The sequence below is a fragment of the Acinetobacter minutum genome (assembly GCF_035916735.1).
GTDB lineage: Bacteria > Pseudomonadota > Gammaproteobacteria > Pseudomonadales > Moraxellaceae > Acinetobacter.
In genome coordinates this window covers 32031-46269 of record NZ_JAQIHG010000002.1, presented here as the reverse complement: position 1 = coordinate 46269, position 14239 = coordinate 32031, and the positions used below count along the sequence as shown (strand labels likewise).

The window sequence follows — 14239 nt, the reverse complement described above, 5'->3', positions numbered from 1 at the left end:
AGATCACATGACTGTCGATGTCACTGAAACCATTGCTCATACTGTCCATCCCGCGTTTCAGTTGGTTCGTCAACACCATGTTGAAGCCTTAGATATTTGTGTATCTGAATACAAACATAAAGTGACAGGTGCGGTGCACTATCATTTGGCTACGCAACACGATGAAAATGTTTTCCTGGTCGCGTTCCGTACCCAGCCGATGGATTCAAAAGGAACAGCGCATATTTTAGAACATACGGCATTATGTGGTTCTGAAAAATTTCCGGTACGTGATCCGTTCTTTTTGATGGTGCGCCGTTCACTGAATACTTTTATGAATGCTTTTACTGCAGCGGATTGGACAGCTTATCCTTTTGCTACGCAGAATAAAAAAGATTTCCAAAACCTGCTTAGCGTGTATCTGGATGCGGCATTTGCAGCCAACCTGAATCCTTTGGATTTTGCTCAGGAAGGGATTCGGATCGAACTTGAGAATGACCAGCCGGTATTTAAAGGGGTGGTTTTCAATGAAATGAAAGGAGCAATGAGTGCACCTGCGGATCAGTTGTACCATCAATTGGCGCATCACTTATTCCCTGAAACGACCTACCATTACAACTCGGGTGGTGATCCTAAAGATATTCCTGATCTGAGCTATCAACAACTGGTTGAGTTTTATCAATCGCATTATCATCCGAGTAATGCGGTGTTTATGACCTTTGGTAACCAGTCTGCATATGAGTTGCAGGAACAATTTGAAACCCTGGCGCTACATAAGTTTCAGACGGGAAAAACTTTACATTCGCATCCTGAAAAACGCTTGAATGCGCCGATCGAAGTCACTGAGACCTACGCGGTTGATGCGGATGAACTGAAGGACAAAACTTATCATGTGATGGCCTGGTTACTTCCACAAGCGAGCGACATAAAGTTGCGTCTGGGCATGCGCTTGGTTGAAGGTGTGTTACTGGAAAACTCAGCTTCACCATTGCGCCATTATCTGGAAACCTGTAGCTATGCGCAGTCTACCGGTCCAATGATGGGGGTGGATGACAGCAATTTTGAAATGACTTTCTACTGTGGGGTGCAGGGTTCTAATCCGAAACATGCGGAAGAGTTCAAGCAAGGTGTATTGAATATTCTGCAACAGGTCGCGTCTCAACCGGTCGATAAAACCTTAGTTGATGCGATCTTGCATCAAATTGAGTTACATCAACGCGAAATCAATGGCGATGGTATGCCTTATGGTTTGAGCCTGATTTTGAATGGCTTGAGCAGTGTTATTCATCACAATGATCCTGTTCAGGTCTGGGATGTGGATTCAGCGATTGAGCAAGTGAAAGAAGAACTGCAAGACCCAATGTGGTTGTCTAGTTTAATCCAGACCCATCTGCTGGATAATCCACATCGTGTACAAATGACGTTGGTACCGGATGCGACTAAATCTGCACAAGAGCAGCAGGCTGAGCAAGCACGTTTAGCGGAAATTGCCGCTGAACTGACCGATGAGCAGCGTGCTGAAATTGTAGCGCAGACCGAGGCATTGAAAATCCGTCAAGATACTCCGGACGATCTGAACCTGTTACCGAAAGTCGGCCTTGAAGATGTACCGGCAGATTTGCAGATCGTTCAGGGGCAGCTGCGCGAAATTATTTGTAATGGTTTGGATACGCCATTGAACCTTTATCATGCCGGCACCAATGGTATTTATTATCAACAGGTGTTGATCCAGATTCCAGATGATATTGTGAAATCGCCGTATTTTAGTCTGTTGTCAATCCTGATGGGGGAAGTCGGTGCCGGTGAATATGGTTATCTAGAACTACAACAGCTGCAAACGGCAGTGAGTGGTGGATTGGGGATGGGCGCCTCTTTACGCAGCAAAGTCGATGATAAACAGCAGATCACTGCATGGATGACTCTGACAACCAAATCTCTCACGCATAACTTGGATGCCATTCGTTTGTTAAAGATCGCGTTTGAACAGCTCCGTTTTGATGAAAAAGCACGGATTATCGAGCTGTTGCAGCAACGTAAAACCCGTTGGCAATCGCGTATTTCAGGTTCAGGTCATAGTTACGCGATGCAGGTGGCTTCACGCCAGATGAGTGCTTTGGCACAGCGTGATTATCAGACGACGGGGCTAGGGGCACTGAACTGGTTATCTGAACTGGTCAGTAAAATTGAAACGGATGAAACCGCCTATCAGCAACTGATCGAGGAATTACAACGGATCCATCAGAAGCTGTTGCAATCACCGAAACAATTTTTACTGGTATGTGAAGAACAGCATACAGAGGTGTTACTGGAAGAAATTCAACAGGTGTGGGACAAACTGGCCGTTGAAAGAAGTCCTATCGATCTTGCTCCAGTTGTGTATCAAGATACAGATCAGGATCAGGCGTGGTTGATTCAAACCAATGTTCAGTTCTGTGCTTCAGCCTATGCTGCAGTAGAAGTCGCTCATCCAGATGCGGCACCTCTGATGGTATTGGCAGCCTACCTGCGTAATGGTTTCTTGCATAGTGCGATTCGTGAGAAGGGCGGTGCCTATGGTGGTGGTGCGAGCTATGATGGCAATGCCTGTGCTTTCCGTTTTTATAGTTACCGTGATCCACGTCTGGCAGAAACCTTTGCTGATTTCGAAGCCAGCTTACAGTGGTTAATGCAGGTGGAGCAGCAACCGCATCAGTTGGAAGAAGCGATTCTGGGATTGATCGCCAGTATGGATAAACCTGGTTCACCAGCGGGTGAAGCCATTACGGCGTGTTATGCACTATTGCATGGCCGTACTCCTGCATTTCGTAAAACCTTGCGCGAACGTCTATTGAACGTGACACTGGATGATTTAAAACGTGTTGCCCAGCAGTATTTAATCGAGCAACAACCGATGAAATCAGTGGTGGCACCCTTTGCTAAACGTGATGTGTTGCAGCAATTAGGATTTGAAATTAAACAGGTCAACTAAGCGCTTCAGTTGATTAGTAAGATGATTTTTTAATTTCTAAGTCTCAAAAATGGCATCTCCAATCTGAAGGTGCCATTTTTTATGCGTGCAAGAATGCTTAGCGTGCCATAAGGTTCGAATTTTATGGATCGTTGAAAAGCGTGGAGTAACTGCATTAATCTATGAAAATTTTGAATCATCTCAGCGAACAATTTTTGGAGGATATTTTCATGATAAGAAGGAATGACTTATATTAAAAATAGCCTAAGCATAAAAAATACAGTGAAATAAAAAACCCGCCCATTGCAGACGAGTTTTACCATGCACAACGATTTTAACGCTTTATTTCAAGAAACGTCGATAACCTAGATTATCGCTGATCTCTTCATACGGATAAGTAATCTGTTCCAGCGTTTCAATTAAGCCATCCGGATTCTGTTTAGCATCTGTTGCTTGTAAGCCAACCAGAACACGACCTTCTGCTGCACCATGGTTACGATAATGGAACAGAGTAATGTTGTGGCTTGGACCGAGACGCTCAAGGAAGGTGAGTAAAGCACCCGGGCGTTCAGGGAATTCCACACGGAATAAGCGTTCATCTTCCAGATTGGCATGACCACCGATGAGATAACGAATATGTAGTTTCGCCACTTCATCATCAGATAAATCATCAACATCATAATTTTCTTTGAGGGCTGCGAAGATTTCCTTACGTTCAGTCTGACCTGCTTTCAAACTGATGCCGACAAACACTTGGGCTTGTTCACTTTCGCTGGCGCGATAGTTAAATTCAGTAATGTTACGACCTTGTAGTGCGCGGCAGAAGTTGAGGAAAGAACCTTTTTCTTCTGGAATAGTAACGGCAAAAATGGCTTCACGATGTTCACCTAACTCTGTACGTTCAGCGATATAACGTAAACGGTCAAAGTTCATGTTGGCACCGCAGACAATCGAAACAATGTTTTTGTTTTCGATACCATGCTCCGCTACATACTTCTTGATGCCAGCCAATGCCATAGCACCTGACGGTTCAACGATGCTGCGGTTTTCATCAAAGGTATCCTTGATGGCTGCGCAGATTTCGTCGGTATTTACGGTTACGACATTCGGTTCGACAATTGGACCAGACTGGTCAGATTTTTGCAGTCGGATCACGTCAAATGGTTTTTCACCAATTTGTGCCACAGCAGTCCCGTCGGCGAATAAGCCTACTTGCGGTAAAATGACGCGTTCACCTGCCTCTAAAGCCGCTTTTAAGCAAGCAGACTCCTCATACTCCACTGGAATCACTTTGACGTGTGGCGCAACATCACCCAAATAAGCGGCAACACCCGCAATCAGACCCCCACCACCGACAGCGACAAAGACATATTCGACATCACGCCACTGACGTAATAGTTCGTTGGCAATGGTTCCTTGGCCCGCCATGACCAGTTCATCATCATAAGGTGGAATAAAAGTCAGACCTTCTTCTTGGGCGCGTTGAATTGCATATTTATTGGCGATATCAAAAGAATCACCATGCAGAACCACTTCACCCCCCAAACGTTTTACCGCTTGTACCTTAATGTCCGGGGTGGTCTTAGGCATCACGATAATGGCACGAATCCCCAGTTTTTGTCCTGAAAGGGCAACGCCTTGGGCATGGTTGCCCGCTGAAGCTGTAATCACGCCACGTTCGAGCTGAGATTTCGGTAACTGGCTGATACGGTTGTAAGCACCGCGCAGTTTGAAGGAAAAGACAGGTTGTAAGTCTTCGCGTTTAAAGCGAATGTTATTGTTTAGTTTTTCACTAATTCGTGGCGCCGCTTCGAGTGGGGTTTCGATTGCAACGTCATAGACGGTGGCTTGCAAAATTTGTCGAACCAAACGAGACAGCATGTTAATCTTCCATCTAACAGTTTAAAATAAGCATTTATTGTAACAAACCCCTTTGCATTTGCGCCGTTTAATTGGGCAAATATCCAAAATTAGTTGAGTGAATCCATGAGTCTATATGCAACCCAAGATGAGAAGAAACAAGCTGCTGCCAAAGCCGCTTTAAAACACTTGCCTAAAGGTGGCATTTTAGGCGTTGGTACTGGCAGTACGGTCAATTTTTTGATCGATTTGTTGCCTGAGTTACAACTTGAAGCTGCTGTGGCCAGTTCTGAAGCAACCGCTGAGCGTTTAAAAAAACTCGGGATTGAAGTGGTTGATATGAATCAGGTGGGGAGTCTAGATGCCTATGTTGATGGTGCGGATGAGATTGATCGTCACCTGCATATGATTAAAGGTGGAGGTGCAGCTTTAACTCGCGAAAAAATTGTGGCTTCAATTGCGAGAAAATTTGTCTGTATCGTTGATGATTCAAAATGGGTTGAGCAGTTGGGTCGTGAGTTTCCATTACCTGTTGAAGTGATTCCCATGGCACGTTCTGCTGTGGCGCGTAAGCTGGTGACGTTAGGCGGTGATCCAGTCTATCGTGAAGGCGTGGTGACGGATAACGGTAATGTGATTCTAGATGTCTACAACCTGAATATTCTGAACGCAATTGAGCTGGAAAAAACCATTAATAATATTCCGGGTGTGGTCACCAATGGTATTTTCGCCTTAAACAAGGCGGATATTGCCATCGTTGCTACGAATAATGGTATTGAAGAGCGTAGTGCAATTTAATGCTGATCAGGCCGTTCGGTTTGCTGAGCTGCCTGAAATTAAGATTGTTCGGCATGCAAGGGCGGTACGTCTGCGCTTGCGTGTCGAGCCTAATAGTATTCGTTTGACTGTTCCACTACGTTGTTCGCAAAAACAGATTCAGCATTTTTTGGGTCAATCGGAACAATGGTTGTTGGATACCTGGCAACAGCAACAAAAACAGCAAGTCAGTACACTTCCTACAAAGCTTTCACTATTTAATCTCGATCAATCCATTCAAGTGACTTATCAAAGCCTTGACTGTCCCTTTATTTTTCATATAGCCCAGGAGCATTTGTGGGTCAGTGATCAGCAGCCAGAGCAGCATTTAAAAGCGTTTGTTCTGTCTTATGCCAAAGAACATTTACCTGACTATTTGCAACAGTTGAGTCGAGCATGTGACTTACCATTTGCAAAATGCACGATTCGCCAACCCAAAACCCGTTGGGGCAGTTGTTCAGCCAAGCATGACATCATGCTACACGCGGGATTGGTGCTTTTTCCACCTGAAATTGTGCGCTACGTTGCTGTACATGAGTTGGCACATACCCGACATTTTGATCATAGTGCGAAATTTTGGGCGAAGGTTTATCAACATGATGCAAATTTTCAGCAGCATCGTTATCAGTTAAAAAACAGTGCATTACCTTATTGGTGGCATGCTGTAAAATAGTTGTGATCTAAATATAAAAACAATCAGATAAAAGATGGTCTATAAAATAAAGACACTTTAATTTGAATATCGTTTGCTTCATTATTACCCGCATTATTTTTTTATTCCATTTATCTCCTGACACATTTTAAGGTTTTAGTACGCCTTTCATTTGGCGTTTCTTGGTATGGTTATGTGATTTTAACCAGCGGGATGCTGGCATGGTTATTCTTGAGTTGGATGGGAATTGCCTGGGTTAAAAATCTACATTTAGCGAAAGTGCTTCCCATCATTGGAACTGTTTTGGCGAGTATCGGATTAAGTCCTTTTATCTGGGGCTTTGATCTGATTATTTTGTTTGCCTTGCCGGCATTTATTTTTGCGCTTTATCTCTGTCGATGGCATTGACAACCAGTATACTGAAAATCCATTTTGCGTTGCAGGGTTAAGTGATTCATAAATAATAAAACTCAACTAAAACAGTTCAGAAAGTCCGAACTTCCTGTCATACTAGGATGTTATTTTATAGATACTTTTAAGTTGAGGTTCTAAACGTGATTACTGTCGGAATTGTAGGTGGAACAGGTTATACAGGCGTTGAATTATTGCGTCTTTTATTACGTCATCCGCAGGTTCAAGTCAGTGTTTTAACCTCACGTACTGAAGCCGGTCGCCGAGTAGATGACATGTTCCCAAGTCTGCGTGGTCATACCGACTTGCAATATTCTGATCTAGATATTGAAGCACTCAAGGCCTGTGATGTGGTGTTTTTCGCAACGCCACATGGTGTTGCCATGCAGCATGCACGTGAACTGGTGGCTGCCAATACTAAAGTTATCGATTTGGCGGCGGATTTCCGTTTGCAGGATTTGGCGCAATTTGAAAAATGGTATGGCATGCAGCACGCTTGTCCAGAAATTCTACAAGATTCTGTTTACGGTTTGTCTGAATTAAACCGTGAAAAAATTAAACAGGCTAACGTGATTGGTAATCCAGGCTGCTATCCAACGACGGTTCAATTAGGTTTGGCACCGTTATTAAAAGCGGATACAGCACTGATTCAACCTGAAAGCATTATTATTGATGCTAAATCAGGGGTGTCAGGTGCGGGCCGCAAAGCGAGCCTTGGCATGATCTATAGTGAAAATGCCGATAACTTTAAAGCCTATGGTGTTGCGGGGCATCGCCATCATCCAGAAATTGTAGAAGCGCTGGAAAATATTTCAGGCCAGAAAGGTGTATTTGATCACATTCTGTTTGTACCCCATTTGGTACCAATGATCCGTGGCATGCTGAGCACGATTTATGTAAGCTTGACGGATGTAGGTGAGCAAACAGATTTACAAAGCCTCTATGAAAGTTTCTATGCAAACGAGCAGTTTGTCGATGTGATGCCAGCGAATAGCTCGCCAGAAACCCGTTCAGTTCGCGGTGCAAACCACTTGCGTATTGCCTTGTATAAGCCACAACCGAATAAATTGGTGATTCTGGCTGCACAGGATAACCTGGTAAAAGGTGCTGCTGGTCAAGCTGTCCAAAATATGAACCTGATATTCGGTTTTGCTGAAGATGCTGGTTTAAACGGCATTGGCCTATTACCATAAAAAACGCTTTAACGCTTCACACACATTTAAATTTGGATTTAAATGTGTGTTTTGCAATGATCAAGAACCGAGATGACGATGCATAACAGTCCATTAGAAGAGAATACGTCACAACAACGAGCACCTAAACAACCTTTTTTGCAGACTAATTTGCCTTTAATTATTGGTGCTGTGATTTTGGGAGCGGGTAGCTTGGGACTAGGTTATTCGGTGGGGCATCGTCAAGGGTTAACGGTTGTTGGCTATGACGCGGATGCAGAACAGTTGGTTGAAGTGGTGCAAAAGCAAAAAGAAACGCTGAATCAGCTCAACAAAAGCCTGAATATTGCGGTCCAGGAACGTGACATGGCTGTGAGCAATGCCAATAACTTAACTGAAGCACTGACCCAAGCCCGTAATGATAAAGCTCAAATGCAAGGGTTGAATGTATTATATCGGGAAACCTTGCGTCAGCGTGGTGGTTTGAGCCTTAGCGTACAGAATCTGGTTATTAAGCCTTTGCCAGAGGAAGCATATGAATATCAACTGGATTTGGCTCAGATCAGTCCAGCACGCCGTCGTGCTGCGGGAACCGTTGAGTTGCGTTTGATTCGTGAAACTGAAGTTTTGGTGGTTCCGATGCAGGATAGCCAGTTTAACTTTGATGAGTTTGAACGTTTAACCGGGCGCTGGACCATGCCTAAAGGCTTTATTCCTCAATTTATTGAAGTGCGTTTAAATGGCGGAACGCAACCTGTAATTAAGCGTTACAGCTGGCAACGTGGTAAGCCTGTTGAAAATTCTTCCGCATTTGTCGCTGAGATTCCTCAAGCCGAAGCAAATGCTCAGTAAATAGTGAAAGTCCATTTTATGCGAACATACAAGCGTCCTATCAGTTTAGGTGAAATCAAAACGTCCTTTCAGCAATCGGGATATACCGATTGGCACTTACAACCTCGCTTAGCTGACGTACCGCATGAGCATGAAGAAGGTGATCTTGCGGTGCAGACTGCACCACCGCAATTAAAACGTCCACCACTGTATGTGGTGGTGTTGATGAATGACGATTACACCCCAATGGATTTTGTGATTGAAATTTTACAACAATATTTTGCAATGAATCTTGACCAGGCAACTCAAGTAATGTTAACAGTACATTATGAAGGAAAAGGGATTGCAGGTGTTTATCCACGGGACATTGCGGAGACGAAAGCAAACCAAGTCAATAATTATGCTCGAGCACAAGGACATCCGTTGTTATGCCAAATTGAGCCAAAAGAATAAAGGGGGTTACGCATGCTTAGTCGTCAATTAGAAGTATCCTTACGTTTGGCTGTGAGTATGGCTCGACAAAAGCGACATGAGTTTTTAACAGTCGAACATTTACTGTTGGCCTTACTTGATAATGATTCTGCTGTGAATGCCTTAAAGGCATGCGGCGCAGATGTTGTAGTTTTACGTAAAGAATTAGAAGAATATGTAGAACAACATACACCGAAGTTGGGCGAAAATAATGATCAAGCCCCTCATCCAACAGAAAGTTTTGATCGTATTTTGCAGCGGGCCATCTTTCATGTGCAATCCAGTGGCAGTGACCGTACAGTAGAAGGTGCTGACATTCTGGTGGCCATGTATTCGGAGCGTGATTCTTTTGCGGTCTATCTATTAAAACGTCATCAGATTAACCGTTTGACACTGACGCAATATCTTTCCCATGGTACACGTAAAGATGAAGTCCAAGTAGAGGAAGAGTCTGAAGATATTGAAGGTGAAACCAGTAGTTCTAACAATGCTGGTCCACTAGAGCTCTATACAGTTAATCTGAATGCTGAAGCACAAAAAGGCAAAACTGATCCACTGATCGGGCGTGATAAAGAAATCGAGCGTGCAGCACAGATTCTCTGTCGCCGCCGGAAAAACAATCCGTTATTGGTGGGTGATCCTGGTGTAGGTAAAACCTCAATTGCGGAAGGTTTGGCTTGGCTGATTGTGAATGGTAAAGCACCTAAGCCGCTTAGCCATGCAGAAATCTACAGTCTGGATATTGGTGCGCTGGTGGCGGGAACCAAGTACCGTGGTGATTTCGAAAAACGTCTGAAACAATTGCTGAATGCGTTGAAGAAAAAGCCAGATGCTGTGCTGTTTATTGATGAGATTCATATGATTATTGGTGCTGGTTCCAGTATGGGCAGCACGATGGATGCATCAAATCTAATCAAGCCAGCATTGGCCAATGGAACATTGCGTTGTATTGGATCAACGACCTTTCAGGAATATCGTCAGGTTTTTGAAAAAGATCACGCGCTTTCCCGTCGTTTTCAGAAAATTGATGTCAATGAGCCAAGTATTCAGGAAACCATTGATATTTTGCGTGGCTTAAAAAGCAAGTTCGAAGATTTCCATCATGTCGAATATGATGATAAAGCTTTGGTATCGGCTGCTGAATTGTCTGCAAAATATATTAATGACCGTTTCTTGCCAGACAAAGCCATTGATGTGATTGATGAAGCGGGTGCACAGCGCCGTCTGAAAGCCGAAAACGATGGTTCTCTCATCACTGTTGAGAATATTGAAGATATCGTGGCAAAAATTGCCCGGATTCCACCAAAGACGGTTTCTACAGATGACAAGAGTGTTCTGGAAAATCTGGAGCGTGACCTGAAACGTGTGGTCTTCGGTCAGGATGAAGCGATTACTGCTCTGGCATCGGCAATTAAATTGGCACGTGCAGGTTTGAAGTCGCCGGATAAACCCGTGGGTAGTTTCGTCTTCGCCGGTCCAACTGGTGTAGGTAAAACTGAAGTTACTAAACAGCTGGCTAAAATGTTAGGCGTGGAATTAGTACGTTTCGATATGTCTGAATATATGGAACGCCATGCGGTCTCACGTCTGATTGGTGCACCTCCAGGTTATGTAGGTTATGACCAAGGTGGCTTGCTTACTGATGCGATCCATAAAAATCCGCATTGTGTACTATTGTTGGATGAGATAGAGAAAGCACATCCTGATGTCTTTAACTTGTTACTACAAGTGATGGATCACGGTTCATTGACAGATAACAATGGTCGTAAATCAGATTTCCGTAATGTCATCATTGTTCTTACCACCAATATTGGTGCTGAAAGCATTTCTCGAACCAGTATTGGTTTTATGGAGCAGGACAATAGCAATGACAATCAGGAAGCGATGAAAAAAGCCTTCTCTCCAGAATTCCGTAACCGTCTGGATGGTGTCATTCAATTTAAAGCTTTGCCAACTACCGTAATCGAATCTGTTGTAGATAAATTCTTGACTGAGTTGCAAGCACAATTGGATGATAAAAAAGTTATTCTGGAAGTCGATCAGAGCGCACGTGAATGGATGGCGGAAAATGGCTATGACCGTTTAATGGGTGCCCGTCCAATGCAACGTCTGATTCAGGAACACTTGAAGAAACCACTTGCTGAAATGATTCTGTTTGGTGAGTTGGCTGATCATGGTGGGAATGTTGCGGTTTCAGTGAAAAAAGAAAATGGTAAGGCAGTTGGTTTGAAACTCGAAGTTTTTGAAGATCAGACGGCTGAACCTGCCTAGTTTTTAGTCGTTTTATTATGGATAACCCGTGTCATTGTGACACGGGTTATTTTTTGCAAGGTTGAATGAATTTTTCTTTGGGTAAAATAGTACCGGCATTTTTGCTGTTTGATTGTACAGCTGTCGCGGAAATTTTAGGTTGTTATTTTCCTTACTTGATTTTAAAGCAAGGGAAATCTGTGTGGTTATGGGTTCCTGCGATCTTGAGTTTGGCGATATTTGTCTGGCTATTAACACTACATCCTGCCGCTTCTGGGGGATTTATATTTTTACGGCCTTATTTTGGTTACATTTTGTTGATCAGGTGGCACTCACACGCTGGGATTTGTTGGGAAGATTAGTCGTGTGGGTTAGTGCGAGCCTGATGATCTTACAACCGCATGGTTTGATACGTTAGGCCTAACCAGTATTCCTTTATCACTTATAGTTAAAATTTACATTCACTATTTTTCATTTCAAATGTGTAGACTTCTTTCTCTGAGCTTAAAGTCATGTGTAGTTGATAAGGGTTAACCTTTTGAAATTCATGTTCGAAAAAATGATGACAATTATTGACCATCGCTTTTTGCAGCAGATGCTTGACTTGATGGTTCCCTATATCCGCCACAAACTGTTCAAAATCAGGGGTAATAATCAGGCCACGTACTTCAATATGATCAGTATAGAGCTGAACCTGTTCTAGAACGGTGTTCTGGTCGACTTGATAGGGGAATGTACGTGAATCCTCATCACTTAACACATCAAGTATTTCAGCTAGTGCTTGTGGATTCTGAATTTTGTATTGAGCATCCAAGATATGCTGTTCGACCAAATAATGGTCGAGTTCAGTCGGTTGTGCATTTGCAGTTAGGCTACAAAGTACTGTGGAGCAGACTAAAACAATTGTCTTTAAGTGCATTTTATTCAAGTCACATATTCACATTTTCATATCATTATAGGATATGCTCGGCAAAAAAAAGCACCCGAAGGTGCTTTATATACAAAAAGCTACTTAGTCTTTTTTCAGGTTTTCATTAAGCAAGAATTCCATCAATGCTTTTTGTGCGTGCAGACGGTTTTCTGCCTCATCCCAAACCACAGAGTTCTTGTGGTCGAGCATATTTTCTGAAATTTCTTCACCGCGATGTGCTGGAAGGCAGTGCATGAATAAACAGTCTGGGTGTGCCAATTCCATCAGTTTTTCATTGACTTGGTAATTGGCAAAGGCTTTTTCACGGATCTTTTGTTCTTCCTCTTGACCCATACTGGCCCATACGTCAGTCACGATGAGGTCAGCATTGACTGCAGCGTCTTCAGCTGAGTCTACGAGTTCAACACAGTGGGCAAACTCTGTTAGGAATTTTTCTTCTGGCTCATAACCTTTAGGCGCAGCAATTTTGAGTTTAAAGCCCCACATATGTGCTGCTTCAATATAGGAATTACACATATTGTTGCCATCACCAATCCAGGCAACGGTCTTGCCTTGAATCGAACCACGATGTTCCTGGAAAGTCTGCATATCCGCAAGCAGCTGGCAGGGATGGTGATCATCAGTCAACGCATTAATCACTGGAACTGTTGAGTAAGATGCAAAACGTTCAACGATGTCATGACCAAAAGTCCGGATCATCACAATATCCAGCATGCTGGAAATAACGCGTGCAGAATCTTCAATCGGTTCACCGCGGCCTAATTGAGTATCACGTGGCGAAAGGAAAATGGCGCTACCACCAAACTGGCACATCCCCGCTTCGAAGGAAATACGGGTACGTGTACTCGATTTCTCAAAAATCATTCCCAATACTTTACCGACAAAAGGTTGATAAACCGTATTGTCATGTTGCATGCGTTTAAGTTCGTGCGCACGTTCTAAAATGCGGTTGAGTTCTAAGCTAGATAAGTCACGTAAAGTAAGAAAATGCCGTAGAGCCATGGTTACTCCACAATAATTGCCGAGTGAAACAACAATTAGTTGCTGGTTAATTGGATAGAAAAGAGAATCGAGTAATATACTATAAGCGCGAGAAAATGCAAAAAAACTAGGCCTTCTGATGGCCTTTTAGGAAAAGATCAACGCAATAAGTGAGGTAATTGATCACTTCCTGATCATCGCACGGTACTTCGATCGCCATAATAATGCACCATTCATAATTACGCAGAATGCTGAAAAACATCATCGCGGAATATAACGGATTGGGGCAGTCCAATTGTCCTTGTTCATGTGCTTTACTTAATGCAGTGGCAATGGTGTGCTGAATATATTGAGGACCTTTTTGATGCAGGTAGAGTGCGAGGTTGGGGTTGCGTTGTGACTGTTCAATCACTAGACGCATAAAAGCCATATTCTGGGGTTGGCGAATATGCTGGTAGAAGCTGATTAAGGTGTTGATCAGGTATCTGCGCAGGTCGATATTTTTGCCATCAAACGGAATACAGATGTCCTGAAAGAACAGCTCACGTCGATAATCGCAAATGGCAGTAAATAGGCCATCTTTGTTGCCAAAATATTTATAGATCGAGGTCTTGGAGCCCCCTGCATGTTGCACGATATCGTCTAGGGAGACAGCATCATAACCATTTTGTAGAAAAAGCTCAGTGGCGCTCAGCAATAAAGCCAGCCGTCGTTCGATGCCGCGACGCGTCTGGGGTTGCTGGCAATCGTGAGGATCGGAAGGAGCGGCGGGTTCGTGCATAGACAGACGGCTAACTGAAGCAGAATAATTAAAAATATGGAGCCGATTATAACCAATTCAATGCTAAATAGCTGTAAGCCTGCGCTCGGAGCGGTTTATTGTTACGTTAAAAATTGATCCATGAAAATACAAAGATTGAGGTTTGTTTTGAAGCGTT

General features: G+C 43.5%; 12 protein-coding genes and 1 pseudogene. 9 read left to right on the top strand and 4 right to left on the bottom strand.

All coding sequences use genetic code 11. The features are described from left to right. Nucleotides 1-7: 7 nt before the first annotated feature. On the top strand, nucleotides 8-2947 hold the full coding sequence (locus PAE54_RS01170; protein ID WP_326518106.1) for an insulinase family protein: 2940 nt from the start codon (nucleotides 8-10) through the stop codon (nucleotides 2945-2947). Between the two features lie 321 nt (nucleotides 2948-3268). Here PAE54_RS01170 and ilvA read toward each other — a convergent pair whose 3' ends face one another. After that, the gene (gene ilvA, locus PAE54_RS01165; RefSeq protein ID WP_326518105.1) at nucleotides 3269-4807 is read right to left on the bottom strand and encodes a threonine ammonia-lyase, biosynthetic; all 1539 of its coding nucleotides are present in this window, start codon (nucleotides 4805-4807) and stop codon (nucleotides 3269-3271) included. A gap of 105 nt (nucleotides 4808-4912) precedes the next feature. On the opposite strand from ilvA, the gene rpiA reads away from it, so the two are divergent. The 8 genes and pseudogenes from rpiA (at nucleotide 4913) to PAE54_RS01125 (ending at nucleotide 11807) form a co-directional block, all read left to right on the top strand. Continuing rightward, nucleotides 4913-5584, top strand: coding sequence for a ribose-5-phosphate isomerase RpiA (gene rpiA, locus PAE54_RS01160; RefSeq protein WP_326518104.1), 672 nt, complete (start codon nucleotides 4913-4915; stop codon nucleotides 5582-5584). Further along, entirely contained in the window at nucleotides 5574-6275 is a 702-nt protein-coding gene (locus tag PAE54_RS01155) for a M48 family metallopeptidase (RefSeq protein ID WP_326518103.1), read from the top strand. The genes rpiA and PAE54_RS01155 overlap by 11 nt, the downstream gene beginning before the upstream one ends. 174 nt (nucleotides 6276-6449) lie before the next feature. Continuing rightward, nucleotides 6450-6662, top strand: a complete 213-nt coding sequence (locus PAE54_RS01150) for a hypothetical protein (protein ID WP_326518102.1) — start codon at nucleotides 6450-6452, stop codon at nucleotides 6660-6662. A 146-nt stretch (nucleotides 6663-6808) separates the two neighbouring features. Continuing rightward, entirely contained in the window at nucleotides 6809-7858 is a 1050-nt protein-coding gene (argC, locus tag PAE54_RS01145; protein WP_326518101.1) for an N-acetyl-gamma-glutamyl-phosphate reductase, read from the top strand. Between the two features lie 78 nt (nucleotides 7859-7936). Beyond that, entirely contained in the window at nucleotides 7937-8689 is a 753-nt protein-coding gene (locus PAE54_RS01140; protein WP_326518214.1) for a DUF6776 family protein, read from the top strand. Between the two features lie 18 nt (nucleotides 8690-8707). Further along, complete coding sequence (clpS, locus tag PAE54_RS01135; protein ID WP_273779141.1) at nucleotides 8708-9121, top strand: ATP-dependent Clp protease adapter ClpS; 414 nt, start codon at nucleotides 8708-8710, stop codon at nucleotides 9119-9121. Nucleotides 9122-9133: 12 nt separating this feature from the next. Continuing rightward, a complete protein-coding gene (gene clpA / locus PAE54_RS01130) occupies nucleotides 9134-11410 on the top strand; it encodes an ATP-dependent Clp protease ATP-binding subunit ClpA (protein WP_273779142.1) in 2277 nt (758 codons plus the stop codon). Nucleotides 11411-11475: 65 nt separating this feature from the next. Then, nucleotides 11476-11807: pseudogene (locus tag PAE54_RS01125) on the top strand (YnfA family protein). A gap of 30 nt (nucleotides 11808-11837) precedes the next feature. Here the strand turns inward: PAE54_RS01125 and PAE54_RS01120 are convergent. The 3 genes from PAE54_RS01120 to PAE54_RS01110 all read right to left on the bottom strand — a co-directional run bounded on the left by PAE54_RS01120 (nucleotide 11838) and on the right by PAE54_RS01110 (nucleotide 14082). Beyond that, a complete protein-coding gene (locus tag PAE54_RS01120) occupies nucleotides 11838-12308 on the bottom strand; it encodes a hypothetical protein (RefSeq protein ID WP_273779143.1) in 471 nt (156 codons plus the stop codon). A 93-nt stretch (nucleotides 12309-12401) separates the two neighbouring features. Continuing rightward, complete coding sequence (gene argF, locus PAE54_RS01115) at nucleotides 12402-13322, bottom strand: ornithine carbamoyltransferase (RefSeq protein ID WP_326518100.1); 921 nt, start codon at nucleotides 13320-13322, stop codon at nucleotides 12402-12404. Between the two features lie 106 nt (nucleotides 13323-13428). Then, nucleotides 13429-14082, bottom strand: a complete 654-nt coding sequence (locus tag PAE54_RS01110; protein WP_273779145.1) for a TetR/AcrR family transcriptional regulator — start codon at nucleotides 14080-14082, stop codon at nucleotides 13429-13431. Nucleotides 14083-14239 lie beyond the last annotated feature (157 nt).

Bases quoted from the DNA above. Each gene is read 5' to 3' on its own strand.
- PAE54_RS01170 (WP_326518106.1), top strand. From the start codon at position 8: ATGACTGTCGATGTCACTGAAACCATTGCTCATACTGTCCATCCCGCG.
- ilvA (WP_326518105.1), bottom strand. From the start codon at position 4,807: ATGCTGTCTCGTTTGGTTCGACAAATTTTGCAAGCCACCGTCTATGAC.
- rpiA (WP_326518104.1), top strand. From the start codon at position 4,913: ATGAGTCTATATGCAACCCAAGATGAGAAGAAACAAGCTGCTGCCAAA.
- PAE54_RS01140 (WP_326518214.1), top strand. From the start codon at position 7,937: ATGCATAACAGTCCATTAGAAGAGAATACGTCACAACAACGAGCACCT.
- clpS (WP_273779141.1), top strand. From the start codon at position 8,708: ATGCGAACATACAAGCGTCCTATCAGTTTAGGTGAAATCAAAACGTCC.
- clpA (WP_273779142.1), top strand. From the start codon at position 9,134: ATGCTTAGTCGTCAATTAGAAGTATCCTTACGTTTGGCTGTGAGTATG.
- PAE54_RS01120 (WP_273779143.1), bottom strand. From the start codon at position 12,308: ATGCACTTAAAGACAATTGTTTTAGTCTGCTCCACAGTACTTTGTAGC.
- argF (WP_326518100.1), bottom strand. From the start codon at position 13,322: ATGGCTCTACGGCATTTTCTTACTTTACGTGACTTATCTAGCTTAGAA.
- PAE54_RS01110 (WP_273779145.1), bottom strand. From the start codon at position 14,082: ATGCACGAACCCGCCGCTCCTTCCGATCCTCACGATTGCCAGCAACCC.